Genomic DNA, 21,390 nt, shown 5'->3' with positions numbered 1-21,390 from the left:
TATCCAACCTGCAAAAAAACACGGAGTTTGCTATGAGCAACAAAGGGCAATTGTTACAAGACCCGTTTTTGAACGCACTGCGTAAAGAGCACGTGCCCGTCTCGATCTATTTGGTCAACGGCATCAAGCTTCAAGGAAACATCGAATCTTTCGACCAGTACGTCGTGTTGCTCCGAAATACGGTCACCCAGATGGTCTATAAGCACGCCATTTCCACGGTCGTGCCTGCCCGCCCGGTGAATTTCCACCCGGACGCTGAATCGTCCTAAACCTCGTCGCGGCCGGCGCGAAACTGCCCATTCTAAAGCGAACATTAAGCAACTCGCCGGTCGCTTCAAAAACGTGAACACATCAATTTGATTAACGCAGCGCTCGTCGGCATCGACTTCGGCAAGATCGATTTCGAAGCCAGTCTGGAAGAACTTAGTCTGCTCGCACAAAGTGCGGGCGCTCATCCCGCCGTCACGCTCACCGGCCGCCGCTCGAGCCCCGATGCCAAAATGTTCATCGGCAGCGGCAAGGTCGAAGAACTGCGCCTGCAGTGCGAAGCGAATGACGTCGAACTCGTCATTTTCAATCACGCGCTCGCGCCCGCGCAGCAGCGCAATCTCGAGGTCGCGCTGAATCGCCGAGTGGTCGATCGCACGAGCCTCATTCTCGATATCTTCGCGCAGCGCGCCCGCAGCCACGAAGGCAAGCTGCAGGTCGAACTCGCGCAACTGCAATATCTGTCGACGCGCCTGATTCGCGCGTGGACTCACCTCGAACGCCAGAAGGGCGGCATCGGCTTGCGCGGCCCGGGCGAAACGCAGCTTGAAACCGACCGCCGATTGATCGGCGAGCGCATCAAGGCCCTCAAGTCGCGGCTCGAACGACTGCGCCGTCAGCACGGCACGCAACGGCGTCAGCGCGTGCGCAATCGCACGATGTCGGTGTCGCTCGTCGGCTATACGAACGCGGGCAAGTCCACGCTGTTCAACGCGCTCACCAAGGCGCAGGCGTACGCGGCCGACCAACTCTTTGCCACGCTCGATACCACTTCGCGCCGGGTGTTCCTCGGCGAGGAAGCGGGGCATGTTGTCGTGTCGGACACGGTCGGGTTCATCCGCGAATTGCCGCACCAGCTCGTCGCCGCATTTCGCGCCACGCTCGAAGAAACCATTCACGCGGACGTGCTGCTGCATGTCGTCGATGCGTCGAGTGCGGTGCGCCTCGATCAGATCGATCAGGTGAACGAGGTGTTGCGCGGCATCGGCGCGGACAACATTCGCCAGATTCTCGTCTTCAACAAGATCGATGCGGTGCCCGAGCTCGCGGCCCGCGACGAGGCGGTTGAAAGGGACGAGTATGGTAATATTTCGCGCGTTTTCTTGAGTGCACGCACGGGTCAGGGGCTCGATGCGCTGCGCGCTGCCATCGCCGAAATCGCCACGGCGGAAACCGGTGAAATCGATGCGGGCCTACCCAGCGTGCTCGCCGAATTTCCGGAGCCGCACGAGGCGTCCGAAGCAACGCAATCCACGCAGTCCGAGTCAAACGCCATACACGACACGAACGCGCAGCCGGACGACCACCGGCAGGCCGTCGAACGTGACGATCACAAGGTCCCCGAGCACGGACATTAAGTTGCTTCGGAATTGCATCGACCCGGCATCGACCCCGGCTGTCTAATGGTGAATCACCGAGTGAACGACTACAAAGAGCGGACTATCCGGCAAGTTGAGCATGCCGTCTTTTCGATCAACGATCCGCGCTGGGGGCGGGGCGACGGCAATGGCGTGAAAAACGACTCCAAGCGCCCGCAAGACGGCAAGCGCCCCAACGGCAAGGACGAAGGCCCGCCCGATCTCGACGAGATGTGGCGTGAGTTCAATCGCCGCCTCGCCGGGGTGTTCGGCCGCAAACCTGGCAACGGCGCGCCGCGCGAGAACGGCCGTGGCACGAAGATCGGCCTCGGCATCGTCATCGGCGTGTTGATCGCCATCTATCTGGGCAGCGGCGTGTTCGTCGTGCAGGACGGGCATGTCGGCGTCGTCTCCCAGTTCGGCAAGTATCGTCAGACGGTCTCGCAAGGCATTCACTGGCGTTTGCCGTATCCGTTCCAGTCGAGCGAGATCGTCGATACGTCGCAGATTCGTTCCGTCGAAGTCGGGCGCGGCACCGCGCTGTCGCAAGGCAACGTGCGCGACGCGTCGCTTCTGACGAACGACGCGGATATCGTCGACGTGCGCTTTGCCGTGCAGTATCAGATCAAGTCGCCGACCGATTTCCTGTTTCGCAGCGTCAATGCGGACGACAGCGTGACGCAGGCCGCGCAGTCGGCGATCCGCGAAATTGCTGGCGGCCTCACGACGGACGACATGCTCTACAAGGATCGCGAAGCGCTGCGCGCGCGCCTGATCGAGACGATTCAGCGTTCGCTCGACACTTATCGCACCGGTCTTCAGGTGACGGGCGTGGCGGTGCAAAGCGTGCAGGTGCCGCAACAGGTGCAGTCGGCGTTCGAGGAAGCGGCGCGCGTGCGTCAGGACAACGAGCGCGCCCGCGATTCCGCGCAAGCCTATGCGGATCAGTTGCTGCCGCGCGCGAAAGCCGACGCGGCGAAGTTGATCGACGAGGCCCGCGCCTATAGCAACCGCGAGGTCACGCGCTCGCAGGGAGATGCGGAGCGCTTCAAGGAGGTCTACGCGGAATACTCGAAGGCGCCCGCGGTCATTCGTCAACGCATGTACCTGGACACGATGCAGCAGATCTACTCGCGCACCACGAAGGTTTTCGTCGATAGCAAGGGCGGCAATAACGTCGTCTATCTGCCGCTCGACAAGCTCGTCGAAGCCAACAGGCAGCAGGCGAAGGACGCGGCCGAAGGCGCGAGCGGCGCAGCTGCGTCGGGCGCGGCCGCCGCGACTGACGGGCCTCAGGCGCGCGCGCAGGGCACGGCGAGCGCATCGGCGCCGGCTGCGGTCGCACCCGCCAGCGCGGCAAGCTCCGCCAGCGGCGCAAGCGCGAATGCCGGCGGCGATCCGCTGCGCTCGCGCGATGCGTTCCGCTCCCGCAGCCGGTCGGAAGACCTGCAATAAGGAGCGCGAACATGAATCGAATCTTTGCGCTCGTCGTCGCCGTCGTCATCGTGTTGTTCATCGGTTCGTCGATGATCTTCACAGTCGACGAAAGACATGCCGCCGTCGTCGCCGCGCATGGCGAAGGCAATCCGCGTCTCGAAGGCCCCGGTCTGCACTTCAAGCTGCCGCCGCCGTTCCAGACACTCACGCTCATCGACACACGCACGCTCACCATCGACGAATCGGGCGCCGACCGTTTCTCGACCGCGGACAAGAACGAAGTGCTGGTCAACGCGGTGATCAAGTATCGTGTCGCCGATCCCCTGAAACTCTTCGAAAGCAACGAGAAGAACACGCAGACGGCCGAGGAGCGCATCACCGCGCTCGCGCGCGCGGCGCTTGCGAGCAGTTTTGCGAAGCGCCCGCTCACTGACGCGCTAGGCAATCAGCAGGCAATCGAAGCCGACGCGCAAAAGAGCGTGGAAGGCGCGGCCGCGGCATTTGGCGTGCAGCTCGTCGACTTGCAGATGACGCGCATCGACTTTCCGTCGGCGGTCGCCGATTCGGTCTACAAGCGCATGATCGCGGCGCGACAGCAAGCCGCGGCGAACGAGCGCGCGAAGGGCACGGCGGACGCGGACAAGATCAAGGCCGATGCGGAGCGCACGCAGCAGGCCATCGTCGCGGACGCCTATAGCCAGGCGCAGTCGATCAAGGGCGAAGGAGACAGCAAGGCGGCGGCCATAGCGGCCGATGCGTACGGACGCGATCCGCAGTTCTACCAGTTCTATCAGAGCCTCGAAGCGTACAAGAAGACGTTCAAGCCAGGCGACGTGATCGTCGTCGACCCGAGCAGCGATTTCTTCCGCTTCATGAAGAGCCCGACCGGCGGCGCGGCGGACACGTCGGCCCCGGCGACGGCGAAGCGCTGATTCCCGTCCGCGCCGCGCACCGCGTCTTGCCGGTCGCGCGGCATCAAAAAAACCTTGGACATGGCCGAGACGTTCCTGCTGGCTCTTGCGTTGATGCTGATTATCGAAGGCATGTTTCCCTTCGTTTTTCCGACCGCGTGGCGCGATACCTTTCGCCGCATCGCGGAGCGGCCCTTGCACCATATCCGCATCGGCGGACTGATCGCCATGGTGCTCGGCCTGATTCTGCTGCTGATCGCGACGTGAACCTCGTCCGGCAGGCCGCCGCCATTTCGCCTATCTTGTCCTTATTCATTCGTCCCTGACCGTTCAAGTCCGTGAGCGCCGCGCGACCAGCGCCGAGCCTTCTCGTCCCGTAGGAAACGTATCGATGTCCACCTGGTTACTTCCCGAGAATATCGCCGACGTGTTGCCGTCGGAAGCCCGCAAGATCGAAGAGCTGCGCCGCCGCCTGCTCGACCGTTTCCGTTCGTACGGCTACGAACTCGTGATGCCGCCCATGCTCGAGTATCTCGAATCGCTTCTGACGAGCGGCGGAAGCGACCTGAACTTGCGCACGTTCAAGCTCGTCGATCAATTGTCCGGACGCACGCTCGGCCTGCGCGCGGACATCACGCCGCAGGTTTCACGTATCGACGCGCATCTGCTGAACCGGCAGGGCGTGACGCGGCTGTGCTACGCGGGCGTCGTGCTGCACACGCGCCCGCGCGGGTTGCATGCGACGCGCGAGCAGATTCAGATCGGCGCGGAAATTTATGGGCACGCGGGGCTCGAAGCGGATCTTGAGATCCAGCAACTGATGCTCGACTCGCTGCATCTCGCAGGTCTGACGAAAGTGCGTCTCGATCTGTGTCACGCGGGCGTGCTTGCCGCGCTGCTGGAACTCGAGCCGGCGGCGGCATCGCTCGGCGAAGCGCTTTACGACGCGCTCGCGAGCAAAGACGTGCCGCGCCTGCATGAATTGACCGCGCACCTCGGGCAGGTGCCGCGCGAGGCGCTTCGGGCATTGCCGTCGCTCTATGGCGACGCTTCGGTGCTGCAGATCGCCCGTGGCCGTTTGCCGAATCTGCCCGTGATCGCGCGCGCGCTCGACGATCTCGCGTTCCTCGCGGGCCAGGTCGAAGGCGCGGAACTGATGATCGACCTCGCGGACTTGCGCGGCTATGCGTATCACAGCGGCGTGATGTTCTCAGCCTATGTCGATGGCGTGCCGAACGCGGTCGCGCGCGGCGGCCGCTATGACGATGTCGGTCTTGCCTACGGCCGTGCGCGACCCGCGACGGGCTTTTCTCTCGATCTGCGCGAAGTGGCGCGCATCTCGCCCGTCGACGCACGCGGCAGCGCGATCCTCGCGCCGTGGAAACACGATGAGCCGCTGCGCGCGGCGATTCTCGCACTGCGCGACGCGGGCGAAGTGGTCATCCAGGCGCTGCCCGGCCACGACCACGATCTGGACGAATTCGCGTTCGACCGTGTGCTCGTCGAGCGTGACGGCAAATGGACGGTCGAAACGCGCGCCTGAAGCGGGACGATGAATACAGTCGCTTGATCGATAAGGGAATTTGCTTAGCCCATTCCAATCACGCGACCGTGACGAAATCGCGAAACACGTCCCGAAAAACTCGGAACCTTTCGCGAACATAGGTAAAATACGTTTTTAACCAGCTAACGAATCAACATGTCTGCCAGTGCAGTGAATGTGAACCCGGGGCGCAACGTCGTCGTGGTGGGCACCCAGTGGGGTGATGAGGGCAAAGGCAAGATCGTCGACTGGCTGACGGACCACGCCCAGGGCGTCGTGCGCTTCCAGGGCGGTCATAACGCCGGCCATACGCTCATCATCGGCGGCAAGAAGACCATTCTGCGCCTCATTCCCTCGGGCATCATGCGCGCGGGCACAGCCTGCTACATCGGCAATGGCGTCGTGTTGTCGCCGGAAGCGCTGTTCAAGGAAATCGACGAACTGGAAGCGGCTGGCGTCGATGTCCGCAAGCGCCTGTTCATTTCTGAAGCCGCCACGCTCGTTCTGCCGTATCACGTCGCAATCGACCAGGCGCGCGAAGCCAAGCGCGGCGCCGGCAAGATCGGCACGACCGGCCGCGGCATCGGCCCGGCGTACGAGGACAAGGTGGCCCGTCGCGGCCTGCGCGTGCAGGATCTGTTCGATCGTGCAGTGTTCGAGGAACGTCTGCGCGAGGCGCTCGACTTCCATAACTTCGTCCTGACTCAGTACCTCGGCGCGAAGGCTGTCGACTTCCAGGAAACGCTCGACACGATGCTCGGCTACGCCGACCGTCTCGCGCCGATGGTCACGGACGTCTCCCGCCGTCTCTACGACGAAAATCACGCCGGCCGCAATCTGCTGTTCGAAGGTGCGCAAGGCACGCTGCTCGACATCGACCACGGCACGTATCCGTATGTCACGTCGAGCAACTGCGTCGCGGGCGCGGCGACCTCCGGCGCCGGCATCGGGCCTCAGCGTCTGAACTATATTCTCGGCATCACCAAGGCGTATTGCACGCGCGTCGGTTCGGGCCCGTTCCCGAGCGAGCTGTATGACGCGGATAACGCCCAGCGTCAGGATCAGGTGGGCCTGAACCTCGCGACTGTCGGCAAGGAATTCGGCTCGGTCACCGGCCGGCCGCGCCGCACTGGATGGCTCGACGCCGCCGCGCTGCGCCGTTCGATCCAGATCAACGGTATCTCGGGCCTGTGCATGACCAAGCTCGACGTGCTCGACGGTCTCGACGAAGTGAAGCTCTGCACGGGCTACACGCTCGACGGCAAGCTCGTTGACATCCTGCCGCGTGGCGCATCGGAAGTGGCGCGCTGCGAGCCTGTGTATGAAACCTTCGGCGGCTGGAAGGAAAGCACCATCGGCATTACGCAATGGGACGGGCTGCCGGAAAACGCGCGCAAGTATTTGACGCGCGTGCAGGAAGTGGCGGGCGTGCCGATCGACATGGTGTCGACCGGTCCGGACCGTGACGAAACCATCCTGCTTCGCCATCCGTTCAAGGTCTGAGCGCTTAAAGAGCCTCGACCAGAACCGGACGCTGTAAAGAATGTGGCCGCCTCCTGCGGCCACATTTCGTATATAACCTAAGCATTTGAAAGAGCCTCACCATGATCGCGATGACGGACCCGCGCAACGACGACAAGAATCTCTGGGTCGGCTGGGATGAATATCACCGGCTGATCGAACTCCTCGCACTGAAGGTGCACGAGTCGGGCTGGAAGTTCGACAAGATCCTGTGCCTCGCGCGCGGCGGCCTGCGCGTGGGCGATCAGCTATCGCGCATTTATGACCTGCCGCTCGCCATTCTCGCGACGAGCTCATACCGCGAAGCAGCGGGCACGGAGCAGGGCGATCTCGACATCGCGCAGTACATCACGATGACGCGCGGCGATCTGTCCGGCAACGTGCTGCTCGTCGATGATCTGGTCGATTCGGGCGTCACGCTCGCGCGCGTGCAGGAGCATCTGAAGGAGCGTTATCCGGGGATCACATCGGTGCGCTCGGCGGTGCTCTGGTACAAGGCGTGCTCCAAGGTCAAGCCCGACTATCACGTTCAGCATCTTGAAACGAATCCGTGGATTCATCAGCCTTTCGAGGAGTGGGACACGGTGCGACCGCACAACCTGGGCGCGTGGATCAAGCGCGGCACGCAAAACGGACGGGGCGCTTGATCGACGCCTGATCGTTTCGCGCGACATACGCCGTTCGCCTGGCACGAAGCCGGGCGCAACGGCGTTTTTTGTTTTTGCGAGAAGGCGGACTGACCTGCATGAAATCGCGACGAGCGCGCCCGCCGACGCACGCGGGGCGCGATGCTACACTCTCACACGCGTCTCTCGTGGCGCTCGAGCAACACGCGAGAAGGCGTCTTCGCGTGCAACGTTAGATAGAATGGCGTTCGTTTTTTTCCGCTCTGGACGGATATATCGCTTTTATGACTAACACGACTCACGCGCACGAGCATAAACAGCCATTGCACTCGCTTGCGCTCGCCGCCATTGGCGTCGTTTTCGGCGACATCGGCACGAGTCCACTTTACTCGTTGAAGGAAGCCTTTAGCCCGTCGCATGGCATCGGCTTGTCAGAGGCGTCGATTCTCGGCGTCATCTCCTTGCTCTTCTGGGCGATCGTCATGGTGGTCGCCGTCAAATACGTGCTCTTCGTCATGCGCGCCGACAACAACGGCGAGGGCGGCGTGTTCGCCATGACGACGCTCGCGCTGCGCAGCGTGAAGGAGTCCGGCAAGGTTTCGGGCGTGCTGATGATGCTCGGCATCTTCGGCGCGTGCATGTTCTACGGCGATGCGGTCATCACGCCGGCGATGTCGGTGCTCTCGGCGGTCGAAGGTCTCGAGATCGCCGCGCCCAAGCTAACTCCGTACGTGCTGCCGATCACGATCGTCATTCTGATCGCGCTGTTCTGGATTCAGCGCCACGGCACGGCGGTGGTCGGCAAGCTCTTCGGCCCGATCATGGTCGTGTGGTTCGCCACGCTCGCGGTGCTCGGCGCCGCGCATATCGTCATGGAGCCGCGCATCATCGTCGCGCTCAATCCCTATTACGCCTTTTCTTTCATGGCGCAGCACGTCCTGCAGGCGTATATCGTGCTGGGCTCGGTCGTGCTCGTGCTGACCGGGGCGGAAGCGCTGTACGCGGACATGGGTCACTTCGGCGTGAAGCCGATTCGCTACGGCTGGTACGGCTTCGTGATGCCCTCGCTGTTGCTGAACTATTTTGGTCAGGGCGCGTTGCTGATGCACTCGCCGCAGGCCATCGAGAACCCATTCTTCCTGCTTGCGCCCGACTGGGCCTTGCTGCCGCTCGTGATTCTGTCGACGGTCGCGACCGTGATCGCGTCGCAGGCGGTCATTTCGGGCGCGTATTCGCTGACGAGCCAGGCGATCCAGCTCGGCTACGTGCCGCGCATGAAGATCATGCATACGTCCGAGCTGGCTATCGGCCAGATTTATATTCCGCTCGTCAACTGGATGCTGCTTTTCATCATTTTGTGCATCGTCATCGGCTTCAAGAGTTCCGAAAATCTCGCCGCCGCTTACGGTCTCGCCGTCACCGCGACCATGCTCACGACCACTATCCTCGTGTCGGTCGTGATGGTGAATCTGTGGGGCTGGAACCGCTTTCTCGTCGGCGGCATGATCGCCGTGTTCCTGATGATCGACATCGGTTTCTTCGGCGCGAGCCTGCTCAAGATCGAACAGGGCGGCTGGCTGCCGCTGTGCATCGGCGGGGCGCTCTTCTTCCTTTTGATGACCTGGTACAAAGGCCGCATGATCGTGAAGGATCGCACGGCCGCGGACGGTATCCCGTTGATGCCGTTCCTCCAGGGCTTGCTTGCGCATCCGCCGCATCGCGTGTCGGGTACGGCGATCTATCTCACCGGCAGCGATTCGCTCGTGCCCGTGAGCCTTCTGCACAACCTGAAGCACAACAAGGTGCTGCACGAGCGCACCATCTTCATGAACTTCAAGACGCGCGACATTCCTTATGTCGACGATGCGCATCGTCTCGAAGTGAAGGACATCGGCGGCGGTCTGTTCCTCGTGAAGGCGGCATACGGCTTCAACGAGACACCGGACGTGAAGGCCGTGCTCGAACAGATCACGCGCACGCACGCGATGACCTTCGAGCTGATGGACACGTCGTTCTTCATGGCGCGCGAGACGGTCGTGCCGACGGAGTTGCCGGGCATGTCCGTGTGGCGCGAGCGCGTGTTCGCGTGGATGCATCAGAACGCGGCGAAACCGACCGATTTCTTCAGCATTCCCGCAAATCGCGTCGTCGAGCTGGGAACTAAGATCGAAATCTGACGCTTCGTTTTTCGGAAGCGCAAAAAGAAAACCCCATGTCGCAGAACGTGGGGTTTTTTGTTGGCAGCGTGAAGCGTCAGCGTTTCAGTTTTGCGAACGCCGCGGCCATCGCGCCGGCCGGTTCCGGTTCGCGGCGCTGCTGCGGACGCTGGGCCGAACGACGATCCTGCGAACCACGCGATTGCGCCCCGGCCGCGCTGCCACTCGCGGAAGAGGCGGCGGAGTCGTCGTCCAGACGCATCGTGAGCGAAATGCGCTGGCGCTTCACATCGGTCTCGATCACCTTCACCTTGACGACCTGACCGGCCTTCACGACTTCGTGCGGATCCTTGATGAACTTCGTGGACATGGCCGAAACGTGCACGAGACCGTCCTGATGCACGCCGATATCGACGAACGCGCCGAACGCCGCGACGTTCGTCACGACGCCTTCGAGGATCATGCCCGGCACGAGATCCGAGATTTTCTCGATGCCTTCCCGGAACGTCGCCGTCTTGAACTCGGGGCGTGGATCGCGGCCCGGTTTTTCGAGCTCGGCGAGAATGTCGCGCACGGTCGGAAGGCCGAAACGATCGTCGACGAATTCAGTGGGCGAGAGGCCCGTCAACGCTTCGCGCTTGCCGAGCACATCGCCGATATGCTTCTTGATCTTCGCGAGAATGCGTTCGACGACCGGATACGCCTCCGGGTGCACCGACGAGCGATCGAGCGGATTCTCGCCGTTGTTGATGCGCAGGAAGCCGGCCGCCTGCTCGAAAGTCTTGTCGCCGAGGCGCGGCACCTTCTTCAGATGCGCGCGCGACGGGAACGGCCCGTTGGCATCGCGATAGTCGACGATGTTGCGCGCGAGCGTCGCGTTCAGCCCCGACACGCGCGCGAGCAGCGCGACCGACGCCGTATTGGCATCGACACCGACGGCGTTCACGCAATCCTCGACGACCGCATCGAGCGAGCGCGCGAGTTCGCGCTGATTGACGTCGTGCTGATACTGGCCGACGCCGATCGCCTTCGGCTCGATCTTCACGAGCTCGGCGAGCGGGTCTTGCAGCCGCCGCGCGATCGACACCGCGCCGCGCAGCGACACGTCGAGCTCCGGAAACTCCTTCGCGGCGAGCTCCGATGCCGAGTACACCGACGCGCCCGCCTCGGACACGACGATCTTCTGGAGCTTCAGATCCGGATGCTTCGCAATGAGCTCGCTCGCGAGCTTGTCGGTTTCGCGCGATGCGGTGCCGTTGCCGATAGACACGAGTTCGGCCTGCGTCGCGTGCGCGATGCGGGCGAGCTTCGCAATGGAGCCGTCCCAGTCGCGGCGCGGTTCGTGCGGATAGATGGTGTCGGTTGCAAGGAGCTTGCCGGTGCGATCCACGACCGCGACCTTCACGCCGGTCCGCAAGCCCGGATCGAGACCGATCACGGCCTTCGGGCCAGCGGGCGCCGCGAGCAGCAGGTCCTTCAGATTGCGCGCGAACACGCGAATGGCTTCATGCTCGGCTTCTTCTCGCAATTGCGTGAGCAGTTCGGTTTCGATATGCGGCTGCACCTTCACGCGCCAGCACCAGCGGCACACGTCGGAGAGCCATTTGTCGCCGGCACGGCCACGATTGGCGATGCCGAAGTGCTGCGCGATCATTGCTTCGCACGGATGCGGAATCTGCGCGTCGAGTTCTTCGCCCAGACCGAGCTTGACGCTCAGAACGCCCGCATTGCGTCCACGGAACAGCGCGAGCGCGCGGTGCGACGGTACGGTGCGGATCGTCTCGCTGTAGTCGTAGTAGTCGCGGAATTTTTCGCCTTCCTCGCCTTGCTTGCCGTCCACCACGCTCGACGTGACGAGCCCCTGGTTGAACAGATGGTCACGCAGCTTGCCGAGGATTTCGGCGGTTTCACCGAACTGCTCGGAGAGAATGTCGCGCGCGCCGTCGAGGGCGGCTTTGGTGTCGGCGACGCCTTTGTCCGCATCGACGAACTTTGCTGCTTCGGCTTGAGGATCGAGCGTGGGATCGGCGAAGAGCGCCTGCGCGAGCGGCTCGAGACCGGCTTCGCGGGCGATCTGCGCACGCGTGCGGCGCTTGGGCTTGTAGGGCAGGTAAAGGTCTTCGAGCACCTGCTTGCTGTCCGCGCTCTCGATCCCCCCGCGCAACTCGGCGGTGAGCTTGCCTTGCTCGTCGATGCTTTGCAGGATCGTCGCGCGGCGGTCTTCGAGTTCGCGCAGATACAGCAGGCGCTCTTCGAGCGTGCGCAACTGTGTGTCGTCGAGATTGCCGGTGACTTCCTTGCGATACCGGGCGATGAACGGGACAGTCGAGCCTTCGTCGAGAAGCTCCACGGCGGCGGCGACCTGGCGCGGCTGCACGGTGAGTTCGGAGGCAATGCGCTGTACGATCTTGAGTGCTACGGTTTCCGTCATGTTTCTGCGCTGTCTGCGGCTCGCCGGCGAACTCCGCGCCGCGTCGCCAGGCTCGCGTGAGCGAGGCGCCGCGGGCGGGTGACCGTGCAACGAGCCAGGTTCGGACCGGGTTGCTGGAGCGGGGCATTTTGCCATAAATGGCGGAGCGCTCCGGCCCGCGGTGATAGAATTTGGGCATCGCACAAGCCGTTTCGCACCTGATTCTTTATCACGTTGCCGTTCATCCATTTGCCCAACTTCCGCCTTTCCAACGTGCCGGCCGCCGCGGCGGTATCGCTGCTTTGCGCGGCAGGCGCATTCGCGTCGCAGCATGCGCTTGCCCAGGCCGCGAAGCCGATCGATTCCGGCACGTCCGTGAGCGCGCGCGTGCTCGATGCTGCGCCGTCGGGCGCGCCGGCTGCGCAAACCGCCGACGACGCGCTGAGAGCCGAGTTCGCACAGCGCCAGAAGGTGCTCGACCATCGCACCGAAGAAAACAACTACCGCTACGGCGTCAAGCAGCACGACTGCTACAGCAAGTTCTTCGTGAATCACTGCATCGACAACGCGCGCAACGAAATGCGCGAAACGCGTCAGCAGATCCGCCAGGAACAACTCGCGCTCGACGACGAGCAGCGCGCCGAGCGGGCGAAGCAACGCGACCAGCAGACGGCCATCAAGCAGGCGCAATACGAAGCGGAAGCGCCGCAGCGCGCGGCGAACGAGAAGGCGAGCCAGCAGGCCTACGAGGACAAGCAGCGTCAAAACGCGCTGGCCGCCGCGCAGCGCAACGCCGAGGCGCCGCAGCGCGCGGCCAACCAGGCGGCGTACGATCGCAAGGAGGCGGATTACCAGAAGCAGCTCGAGGACGCGCGCGCTCGCGGCGTGCAGGACGCGCAGGAGCGCGAGCAGAAGGCGCAGCGCTACGAGCAGAAGCAGCAGGAAGCCGCGCAGCATCGCGCGGAAGTCGAAGCGCGTCAGAAGGAAGCCGCCAGGAAGGCGCAGGAAAAGGCGCAGCAGCAGGAGCAGGAGCGCCAGGAACAACTGAAACTGCAGCAGCAACAACAGCAGCAAGGTAAATAGGGCAGTCGGGCTCGCCGTGCGGGCCCGCGCAAAGAGGATGAAAGGAGGTGAGCATGCAGCAGCGTTTGAGTGAATCCACGCGCGCACCCCGACAACCCGCCATGGATGCCGCTGTGCTGCGCGATCGCATCGCGCAATTGCAGGAAGAGCATCACAGCCTGGACACGCTGATCGACAAGATGTCCGGCACCGACGACCTGGAGTTGAGGCGCCTGAAAAAGCGCAAGCTCAAGGTGAAGGACACCATTCTCCTGCTGCAATTGCAGCTGGACTCGGACGCGCACTGAACTCAACGCGCCGGCCGCGGGCTCGTGCTGGCGTCGGCGCCTCGCGTGCGCGGCCGCGCCGAAACCCGCAGGATTTAGCACGCCTTGAACTCACCCGCACAATCCAGTGACGACGCCGGCGCGCCGCTCGCGTTGACCGACAAGCGCGGCGTCGAGCTCGACGCCATCTTTTCCGCGCAGGGCCTGCTCGCGCGCGCGATCGACGGTTATCGGCCGCGCGCGTCGCAGATCGAAATGGCGCGCTCGGTCGCGGCTGCGATGGAAGCATCTGGCCGCGCCATGCCCGAACCCGCGATGTTCGAGGCGCAGCGCCGCCCTGCGCGCAAGCTCGGACCCTCCGACAAACCTTACGCGCCCAACGAGCATCCGGCCGACGACATCGGCATTGCGACGGCGAAAACGGCGATCGACGGCGGCGAGAACACGCTCATCGTCGAGGCGGGCACGGGCACCGGCAAGACGTATGCGTACCTCGTTCCGGCCATGCTGTGGGGCGGCAAGGTCATCGTGTCGACGGGTACGAAGCATCTGCAGGATCAGCTCTTCCAGCGCGACATCCCGACCGTGCGCGACGCGCTCGCGGTACCGGTGTCCGTCGCGATGTTGAAGGGCCGCGCGAACTACCTGTGCCATTACTACCTCGAGCGCACCGCCGACAACGGCCGCCTGCCGTCGCGCCAGGACACCTCGCATCTGCAGGAAATCATTCGTTTCGCGAAGATCACGCGCACCGGCGACAAGGCCGAGCTTGCGAGCGTGCCGGAGAATTCGCCCGTCTGGCCGATGGTCACCTCCACGCGCGACAACTGCCTCGGCCAGGAGTGCCCGCATTACAAGGAATGCTTCGTGATGCAGGCGCGCAAGGAAGCGCAGCAGGCGGACATCGTCGTGGTGAATCACCATCTGTTCTTCGCCGATGTGATGCTGCGCGACACCGGCATGGCCGAGCTGCTGCCGACGGCGAACACCATCATCTTCGACGAGGCGCATCAGTTGCCCGAGACGGCGACCCTCTTTTTCGGCGAAACGCTCTCGACGACGCAGTTGCTGGAACTCGCACGCGATAGCGTCGCCGAAGGTCTCTCGCACGCGCGCGATGCTGCCGACTGGACCAAGCTCGGCGCGGCGCTCGAGCGTGCGGCGCGCGATGTGCGGCTTGCGTTCAAGGAAGATTCGGTGCGCCTGTCGCTCGGCCAGCTGCCTGACGGCCATCCGATCTTCGAAGCGCTCGACACGCTGGAGACGCATCTTTCGGCGCTCGCCGCGATGTTGTCGTCGCATGCCGAGCGGGCAGAATCGCTGCAGGCGCTGGTGCGCCGCGCGCGCGAGTTGCAGGATCTGCTCGCGGGCTGGACGACGCCGCCGACATCGCTCGAACGCGCAGTCGTCGCGGACGAGGACACGGCTAAAACGGCGGCCAGGGAAGAGCCGAACGAGATGGTGCGCTGGATCGAAGTGTTCTCGCACACGGTGCAATTGCACGAGACGCCGCTGTCGGTCGCGCCGATCTTCGCGAAGCAGCGTGCGGGCGTGCCGCGCGCGTGGATTTTCACGTCCGCGACGCTGTCGGTGCGCGGCGACTTCACGCATTACGCGGCGCAGATGGGCCTGAACGCGCGCCGCTCGATGACCTTGCCGAGCCCGTTCGATTACCCGTCGCAAGGTTTGTTGTACGTGCCGCGCAATTTGCCGCAGCCTTCGTCGCCGCAATTCACCGATGCCGTCTTCGAGGCGGCGCTGCCGGTGATCGAGGCGGCGGGCGGCGGCGTCTTCGTACTGTGCACGACGCTACGCGCGGTGGATCGCATTGCGACGCGCCTGCGCGACACCATCGAACGGCGTGGCTGGGAGAATCCGCTGCTTGTTCAGGGCGACGCGAGCCGCACGGAACTGCTCGACCGGTTCCGCGCCTACGGCAACGCGATTCTCGTGGGCAGTCAGAGTTTCTGGGAGGGCGTCGATGTGCGTGGCGATGCGCTGTCGCTCGTCGTCATCGACAAGCTGCCGTTCGCGCCGCCCGACGATCCGGTGCTCGCCGCGCGTCTCGACGCGCTGACGAAGAAAGGCCTGAGCCCGTTCGCCGTGCATCAGTTGCCGCAGGCAGTCATCACGTTGAAGCAGGGCGCGGGGCGCCTGATTCGCGCGGAGACGGATCGCGGCGTGCTGATGATCTGCGATACGCGCCTCGTCGACAAGCCTTATGGCCGACGCATCTGGCAAAGCCTGCCGCCGTTCAAGCGCACGCGCGAACTCGACGTGGTGCGGGAATTCTTCAGCGATGCGGCGAAGTGGAAAACGGAGCTGGCGGAGTAACTGTCGGAATCCTCATTTTCCATCGACGTAAAAACACGGCCGGTTATCAACCGGCCGTGTTTTTGTTGCCTGCCTTACCAGATCTGGTACCAGGGCTTGTCGGTGCCCGCGCGGCGTTTGCCTGTCACATACGGGCTGTCCGGGAACGTCGCGGCGAGCACGCGCTTGGTGTCGTCGGCGAGTTGCGGCTGATCGAGCTTCTGGTACGACAGCATCATGATGTGCAGCGCGTCTTCCGTGGCCGGCGCATTCCTGTATTCGCGAATCGCGAGTTGCGCACGGTTGATCGCGGCCACATACGCGCCACGGCGATAGTAATAATCGGCGGCGTGCACTTCGTGCGATGCGAGCGCGTTCACGATATAGCGCATGCGCTGCGCGGCGTCGGGCGCGTACTTGCTTTGCGGATACTTGTCGACGACGACCTTGAATGCGTCATAGGACTCGCGCAGCGACTTCGGATCGCGCTCGCTCATGTCCTGACCGGAGAAGCGGCCGAAGAGACCGAGGTCGTCGTTGAAGTGGATCATGCCCTTGAGATAGTACGCGTAGGCGATTTCGGGATGATCCGGGTGCAGCTTGATGAAACGGTCGATGGCCTGATCGGCGTTGGCGGTCTCGCTATCCTTCCAGTTGCAGTACGCGACATTGATCTGCGCCTGCTGCGCGAAATGGCCGAACGGATCACGGCCTTCGAGCGCTTCGAAATACTTGGCGCACTTGCCCCAGTCGCTGCCGGATAGCGCGTCCTGAGCCTCCGTATATAATTTGTTGTTGTTCCACGTTGCCGTTTCGTCGGTCTTCTCGGGCAGGCCGTGACAGGCCGTTACGATGGCGACGCTCGCGGCCAGGGCCAGATACTTGATCGATTGAAGCATCGAGTGATGAATGGTGTTGAAGGCTCGCATCAGTGCTTGCTGTTCCTGGCTGATTCTCGCTGTACTAGCTGTGTTTCCGGCGCGGCTTCCGATTCACGCCGCCGAATCTCGTTCAAATGACCCGCTCAAGTACTCGTCGTACCAAAGACCAACTCAAAGATTATAGCCCATGCGCCACTGGCGACGACTCGGCCTCGGCCGATTCGATGGGCGGCGCGGCCCGCGAAGCGCCGCGTGAGGCGCGTGTGCCCGATGAACTTGCGGGCGAACGGCTCGACAAGGTGCTCGCGAAAATTTTTCCCGAGTTCTCGCGCAGCCGGATGCAGGGCTGGATCGAGGACGGGCGCGTGCGCATCGACGGCGCGGGCGCGAAGGTGCGTCAGCCGGTGCCGCTCGGCGCGACGATCACGCTTGTGCCCGACCTCTTGCCGGAGCAGCTCGCATTCGCGCCGGAGCCGGTGCCGCTGCATATCGTGTACGAGGACGAAACACTCGTCGTCATCAACAAGCCCGCGGGCATGGTGGTTCATCCGGCCGCGGGCAACTGGAGCGGCACGCTGCTCAATGGCCTGCTGCATCGTTACGGCGATGCCGCCGCCGGCCTGCCGCGCGCGGGCATCGTGCATCGGCTGGACAAGGAAACGTCCGGGTTGATGGTCGTCGCCCGCACGCTCGAGGCGCAGACCGACCTGGTGCGCCAGTTGCAGGCGCGCACGGTCAAGCGCCGCTATGTTGCGTTCGTGTGGGGCAACATGCCCGACGAAGGCACGATCGACGCGCCGATCGGCCGCGATCCGCGCGAGCGCACGCGCATGGCGGTCGTGAAGACTGCCTCTGGCAAGCCCGCACGTACACATTTCCGCACCATCGACCGGACGACGTGGCACGGTCAGCCCGTCAGCGCGATCCACTGCGATCTGGAAACGGGTCGCACGCACCAGATTCGGGTGCATTGCGCGCATGTCCAGCATCCGCTGCTCGGCGACCCGGTGTACGGACACGCGCGCGGCAAGCGTTCCGTGAGACCGCTGCCTCACGATTTCGCGCGTCAGGCATTGCACGCGTGGCGGCTCGGCCTGATTCATCCGGCGACGGGCAAAGAGGTGCATTGGCGCGCGGACGTACCCGAGGATATCGCCGCGCTCGCGGCAGAGCTCGGCTTCGGACAGGACGAGGAAATCGAGTTCGATGAGGACGAGGAGTTCGTCGAAGTCTACGAGATGGGCGAGGGCGACGAAGACGACTGGGACGACGAAGAGAGCGAGGACGACGAAGCATGACCAATGACGCCGCCGAACTGCAAACGAAAGACTGCGTGTTGCCGCAATGGCGCGTATCGCCGCGCGTGCGCGCCTTCGTCACGACGCGCGCAGGCGGCGTGAGCGAGGCGCCCTACGATGGCGGCACGCCCGGCGCGGGCGGTCTCAATCTCGGCTTCTCATCGGGGGACGCGCCCGAGGCGGTGAAGGAAAACCGCCGTCGCGCGCTCGCATCGACGGGCTTGCGCAACGCCGCCTGGCTCGAACAGATCCACGGCACGCAGGTCGAGGAAGCGCACGCGGTCATCGAACGCCTGGCGTGTGGCGAGCGCACGCGCGCCGATGCGAGCGTGACGGATCGCGCGGGCGTCGTGTGCGTCGTGATGACGGCCGATTGCCTCCCGGTCCTCTTTTGCGACGACGACGGTCGCGCCGTCGGCGCAGCGCACGCGGGCTGGCGCGGTCTCGCCGGCGGCATCGTCGAGAAAACGGGTGAGCGCGTCGCGACGCTGGCGGGTGTCTGCGCATCGAAGCTCAATGCGTTTCTCGGGCCGGCCATCGGGCCCGAAGCGTTCGAAGTGGGCGAGGACGTGCTCGATGCCTTCGTCGCGGCGGCGCAGGCACATCGCCGTGACGCGACGAAAGCTGCATTCAGGCCCGCAGGCGGCACGCCTGCCAAATACTTCGCGGATATTTATGCGCTCGCGCGCCTGCGTCTCGCCGACCTCGGCATGGATGCCGCGCGAATCCACGGCGGCACGCATTGCACCGTCACGGAAAAAGAGCGCTTTTATTCGTACCGTCGGGATCGCGTGACCGGCCGAATGGCCGCGATGATCTGGCTATCCGACTGACGGTTGGCGCTCGTATTTGAACGCACCCGAGACCCGTTTCAGCCATGACGATATTTCAGCCGAAATGCAATATTTCGGATGGGGGAAAACGATAATTAAAAAAATATCGCACTGCGGCAAAATCGGGACGAAGCATTGACATGCCTGACATCCTGGAGCAAGAATGTTCCTGGAATTCATTCAATCCGGGCACGGCGTAGCAAGGCTCAAACTTGCCACGCGCATAAGGCGCACCAAAACTTGCGCGCTGGTCGAGGAAAGCCCGGCGATGCCTGCGTTAGCAATCCAAGTCTTGCGAGACTCACAGGTCAATAGCGGGTATGGCTTCCAAAACTACTTCCTCATCTTCCCGCTCCCGTACCGCCGACAGCACCTCGGCCGAGGCATCATCTGGCGATACGACTGGCGTACAGCAGGCGTTCGATCAATGGCTGAACGCGTGGCGCAGCATTGCCGACCCCGCGCAATGGTCGAAATTCACTCAGCAGACGAATACCGCTACTGACGCGGCCGCATCGCCGTTCGCTGCATTCGCCGCGTTCGCCAACGGGTTGCCGAACGGATTTCCGTCCGGGGCATTTCCAGCGGCGTTTCCGTCGCCGGGCGCCATGCCGCAGATGCCCGACTTCACGAAAATGAACGGCATGGCGGAGTTCGCGAAGCTCGCGAGCAGCATGCCGGGCTTCGGCTCCGCGATGCAAGGGTTGCCCACGCTGCCGAAGATTCCGACCGCCGCGATTTCGCCCGAGCGCCTCCATCAGTTACAGAGCAGCTATTCGCGCGATGCCGCCGAACTGCTCAAGCAGGCGGGCGCGCAGAGCATCGATCCGACCGCGCTGAAGGACCGGCGCTTCACGGATACCTCATGGCAAACCACGCCCGCCTACGCGTTCACCGCGGCGTGGTATCTGCTGAATGCACGCTATCTGCAGGAACTCGCAGATGCGGTGCAAAGCGATCCGAAGACGCGCGAGCGCATCCGCTTTACCGTGCAGCAATGGGCAGCCGCGGCCGCGCCGAGCAACTTCCTCGCGTTCAATCCCGATGCGCAGAAGACGCTCATCGAGAGCAAGGGCGAAAGCCTGCGCCAGGGCATGCTGAATCTGCTGAACGACATGCAGCGCGGCAAGATTTCGCAGTCGGACGAATCACGTTTTCTCGTCGGCAAGAACATCGCGTCTACGGAAGGCTCGGTCGTCTACGAGAACGAACTCGTGCAACTGATCCAGTACAAGCCGCTCGCGCCGACCGTGTATGCGCGGCCGCTCCTGATCGTGCCGCCGTGCATCAACAAGTTCTACATCCTCGACTTGTCGCCGGAGAGCTCGCTCGTGCGCTACGCGCTCGAAGAAGGGCATCAGGTGTTCATCCTGTCGTGGCGCAATGCGGATCAGTCGATCGCACACAAGACGTGGGACGACTACGTCGAACAGGGCGCGCTCGAGACGATCCGCGTCGTGCAGGAGATCACCGGCGAGGACAAGATCAATACGCTCGGTTTCTGCATCGGCGGGACGATTCTCGCGACCGCGCTCGCGGTGGCGGCAGCCCGCGGCGAGGAGCCGGCCGCATCGATGACGCTGCTCACATCGATGCTCGATTTCTCCGATACGGGCGTGCTCGACGTCTTCGTCGACGAGGCGCACGTGCAGATGCGCGAGCAGTCGATCGGCGGCAAGGGCGGCGCGCCTGCCGGTCTCATGCGCGGTATCGAGTTCGCCAACACGTTCTCGTATCTGCGCCCGAACGACCTGGTCTGGAATTACGTCGTCGATAACTACCTCAAGGGCCGCACGCCACAAGCGTTCGATCTGCTCTTCTGGAACAGCGATTCGACGAACCTGCCGGGCCCGATGTGCGTCTGGTATCTGCGCAACACGTATCTCGAGAACAAGCTGAGGACGCCGAACGCGCTGACGGTGTGCGGCGAGCCGATCGACCTGTCGCGCCTCACGCTGCCGACCTTCATCTACGGTTCGCGGGAAGACCATATCGTGCCGTGGAAATCGGCTTATGCGTCCGCGCCGATTCTTCGCGGCCCGCAGACGTTCGTGCTCGGCGCGTCCGGTCATATCGCGGGGGTGATCAATCCGCCGTCGAAGAACAAGCGCAGCTTCTGGATGATCGACAGCGACGACGAGCATCTGCCGGAGGACCCCGATGCGTGGTTCGAGGCCGCGGCCGAGCATCCCGGAAGCTGGTGGCCGACCTGGTCGAAGTGGCTCGCCGAAAACGCGGGCGAGCGGGTCAAGGCGGGCGCCGCGCAGGGATCGAAGGCTCACCCGGTCATCGAGGCCGCACCCGGCCGTTACGTATTGGAACGCGACTTCTGAGCGGCGCCTGTGAGCGTGCGCGAGAGCGCATGGCGCCGGTTTGAACCGCATTAACATTCGATGCCAAAAGGAAACTGAAATGACTGACGTAGTGATCGTATCGGCCGCGCGTACGGCGGTAGGCAAGTTCGGCGGCTCGCTCGCGAAGATCGCG

At 63.5% G+C, this 21,390-nt stretch carries 17 protein-coding genes; 15 read left to right on the top strand and 2 right to left on the bottom strand.

Annotation, left to right across the window (positions count from 1 at the left end; translation table 11 throughout):
* Positions 1–32: 32 nt before the first annotated feature.
* The 9 genes from hfq to NCT32_RS07740 all read left to right on the top strand — a co-directional run bounded on the left by hfq (position 33) and on the right by NCT32_RS07740 (position 9,840).
* Positions 33–269 (top strand): RNA chaperone Hfq, encoded by a 237-nt coding sequence (gene hfq / locus NCT32_RS07780; protein WP_006999489.1) that lies wholly within the window; start codon positions 33–35, stop codon positions 267–269.
* 87 nt (positions 270–356) lie between these two features.
* Complete coding sequence (gene hflX / locus NCT32_RS07775) at positions 357–1,625, top strand: GTPase HflX (protein WP_061120346.1); 1,269 nt, start codon at positions 357–359, stop codon at positions 1,623–1,625.
* A 60-nt stretch (positions 1,626–1,685) separates the two neighbouring features.
* Positions 1,686–3,080 (top strand): FtsH protease activity modulator HflK, encoded by a 1,395-nt coding sequence (gene hflK, locus NCT32_RS07770; RefSeq protein WP_061120398.1) that lies wholly within the window; start codon positions 1,686–1,688, stop codon positions 3,078–3,080.
* An 11-nt stretch (positions 3,081–3,091) separates the two neighbouring features.
* Positions 3,092–3,994, top strand: a complete 903-nt coding sequence (gene hflC, locus NCT32_RS07765) for a protease modulator HflC (RefSeq protein ID WP_250476705.1) — start codon at positions 3,092–3,094, stop codon at positions 3,992–3,994.
* Between the two features lie 60 nt (positions 3,995–4,054).
* The gene (locus NCT32_RS07760; protein WP_409219268.1) at positions 4,055–4,240 is read left to right on the top strand and encodes a DUF2065 domain-containing protein; all 186 of its coding nucleotides are present in this window, start codon (positions 4,055–4,057) and stop codon (positions 4,238–4,240) included.
* Between the two features lie 124 nt (positions 4,241–4,364).
* Positions 4,365–5,516, top strand: coding sequence for an ATP phosphoribosyltransferase regulatory subunit (locus NCT32_RS07755; protein WP_061120343.1), 1,152 nt, complete (start codon positions 4,365–4,367; stop codon positions 5,514–5,516).
* A gap of 156 nt (positions 5,517–5,672) precedes the next feature.
* Positions 5,673–7,019 carry an adenylosuccinate synthase gene (locus tag NCT32_RS07750; protein WP_061120342.1) on the top strand — a complete coding sequence of 449 codons (1,347 nt, stop codon included), beginning with the start codon at positions 5,673–5,675 and terminating at the stop codon, positions 7,017–7,019.
* A gap of 101 nt (positions 7,020–7,120) precedes the next feature.
* A complete protein-coding gene (locus NCT32_RS07745) occupies positions 7,121–7,684 on the top strand; it encodes a phosphoribosyltransferase (protein WP_061120341.1) in 564 nt (187 codons plus the stop codon).
* A gap of 263 nt (positions 7,685–7,947) precedes the next feature.
* Complete coding sequence (locus NCT32_RS07740) at positions 7,948–9,840, top strand: potassium transporter Kup (RefSeq protein ID WP_061120340.1); 1,893 nt, start codon at positions 7,948–7,950, stop codon at positions 9,838–9,840.
* A gap of 76 nt (positions 9,841–9,916) precedes the next feature.
* Here the strand turns inward: NCT32_RS07740 and NCT32_RS07735 are convergent, their stop codons facing one another.
* A complete protein-coding gene (locus NCT32_RS07735; RefSeq protein WP_061120339.1) occupies positions 9,917–12,250 on the bottom strand; it encodes a Tex family protein in 2,334 nt (777 codons plus the stop codon).
* Positions 12,251–12,472: 222 nt separating this feature from the next.
* Here NCT32_RS07735 and NCT32_RS07730 point away from each other — a divergent pair, with 222 nt between their 5' ends.
* From NCT32_RS07730 to NCT32_RS07720, 3 genes are all read left to right on the top strand, one after another.
* Positions 12,473–13,312, top strand: a complete 840-nt coding sequence (locus tag NCT32_RS07730; RefSeq protein ID WP_409241525.1) for a colicin transporter — start codon at positions 12,473–12,475, stop codon at positions 13,310–13,312.
* A 101-nt stretch (positions 13,313–13,413) separates the two neighbouring features.
* Positions 13,414–13,599 carry a DUF465 domain-containing protein gene (locus tag NCT32_RS07725; protein WP_061120338.1) on the top strand — a complete coding sequence of 62 codons (186 nt, stop codon included), beginning with the start codon at positions 13,414–13,416 and terminating at the stop codon, positions 13,597–13,599.
* Between the two features lie 84 nt (positions 13,600–13,683).
* Positions 13,684–15,912: an ATP-dependent DNA helicase gene (locus NCT32_RS07720; protein WP_061120337.1), complete on the top strand. Its 2,229-nt coding sequence runs from the start codon at positions 13,684–13,686 to the stop codon at positions 15,910–15,912.
* Between the two features lie 74 nt (positions 15,913–15,986).
* On the opposite strand, the gene NCT32_RS07715 is transcribed toward NCT32_RS07720, so the two are convergent.
* Positions 15,987–16,820: an outer membrane protein assembly factor BamD gene (locus NCT32_RS07715; RefSeq protein WP_061120336.1), complete on the bottom strand. Its 834-nt coding sequence runs from the start codon at positions 16,818–16,820 to the stop codon at positions 15,987–15,989.
* An 86-nt stretch (positions 16,821–16,906) separates the two neighbouring features.
* On the opposite strand from NCT32_RS07715, the gene NCT32_RS07710 reads away from it, so the two are divergent.
* From NCT32_RS07710 to phaC, 3 genes are all read left to right on the top strand, one after another.
* On the top strand, positions 16,907–18,070 hold the full coding sequence (locus tag NCT32_RS07710) for an RluA family pseudouridine synthase (protein WP_409219267.1): 1,164 nt from the start codon (positions 16,907–16,909) through the stop codon (positions 18,068–18,070).
* Complete coding sequence (gene pgeF, locus NCT32_RS07705) at positions 18,067–18,903, top strand: peptidoglycan editing factor PgeF (RefSeq protein ID WP_061120335.1); 837 nt, start codon at positions 18,067–18,069, stop codon at positions 18,901–18,903. The genes NCT32_RS07710 and pgeF overlap by 4 nt, the downstream gene beginning before the upstream one ends.
* A gap of 320 nt (positions 18,904–19,223) precedes the next feature.
* Positions 19,224–21,236, top strand: coding sequence for a class I poly(R)-hydroxyalkanoic acid synthase (gene phaC / locus NCT32_RS07700; RefSeq protein ID WP_086961400.1), 2,013 nt, complete (start codon positions 19,224–19,226; stop codon positions 21,234–21,236).
* Positions 21,237–21,390 lie beyond the last annotated feature (154 nt).

It is taken from the genome of Caballeronia sp. INML2, from assembly GCF_023631365.1.
GTDB classification, from domain to species: domain Bacteria; phylum Pseudomonadota; class Gammaproteobacteria; order Burkholderiales; family Burkholderiaceae; genus Caballeronia; species Caballeronia turbans.
The sequence above is the reverse complement of the archived record's forward strand: the minus strand, read 5'-3'. Positions and strand labels throughout refer to the sequence as shown.

Excerpts from the sequence above, each read along its gene's own strand:
- hfq (WP_006999489.1), top strand. The coding sequence starts at position 33 with ATGAGCAACAAAGGGCAATTGTTACAAGACCCGTTTTTGAACGCACTG.
- hflC (WP_250476705.1), top strand. The coding sequence starts at position 3,092 with ATGAATCGAATCTTTGCGCTCGTCGTCGCCGTCGTCATCGTGTTGTTC.
- NCT32_RS07760 (WP_409219268.1), top strand. The coding sequence starts at position 4,055 with ATGGCCGAGACGTTCCTGCTGGCTCTTGCGTTGATGCTGATTATCGAA.
- NCT32_RS07755 (WP_061120343.1), top strand. The coding sequence starts at position 4,365 with ATGTCCACCTGGTTACTTCCCGAGAATATCGCCGACGTGTTGCCGTCG.
- NCT32_RS07750 (WP_061120342.1), top strand. The coding sequence starts at position 5,673 with ATGTCTGCCAGTGCAGTGAATGTGAACCCGGGGCGCAACGTCGTCGTG.
- NCT32_RS07745 (WP_061120341.1), top strand. The coding sequence starts at position 7,121 with ATGATCGCGATGACGGACCCGCGCAACGACGACAAGAATCTCTGGGTC.
- NCT32_RS07740 (WP_061120340.1), top strand. The coding sequence starts at position 7,948 with ATGACTAACACGACTCACGCGCACGAGCATAAACAGCCATTGCACTCG.
- NCT32_RS07735 (WP_061120339.1), bottom strand. The coding sequence starts at position 12,250 with ATGACGGAAACCGTAGCACTCAAGATCGTACAGCGCATTGCCTCCGAA.
- NCT32_RS07725 (WP_061120338.1), top strand. The coding sequence starts at position 13,414 with ATGGATGCCGCTGTGCTGCGCGATCGCATCGCGCAATTGCAGGAAGAG.
- NCT32_RS07715 (WP_061120336.1), bottom strand. The coding sequence starts at position 16,820 with ATGCGAGCCTTCAACACCATTCATCACTCGATGCTTCAATCGATCAAG.
- NCT32_RS07710 (WP_409219267.1), top strand. The coding sequence starts at position 16,907 with ATGACCCGCTCAAGTACTCGTCGTACCAAAGACCAACTCAAAGATTAT.
- pgeF (WP_061120335.1), top strand. The coding sequence starts at position 18,067 with ATGACCAATGACGCCGCCGAACTGCAAACGAAAGACTGCGTGTTGCCG.
- phaC (WP_086961400.1), top strand. The coding sequence starts at position 19,224 with ATGGCTTCCAAAACTACTTCCTCATCTTCCCGCTCCCGTACCGCCGAC.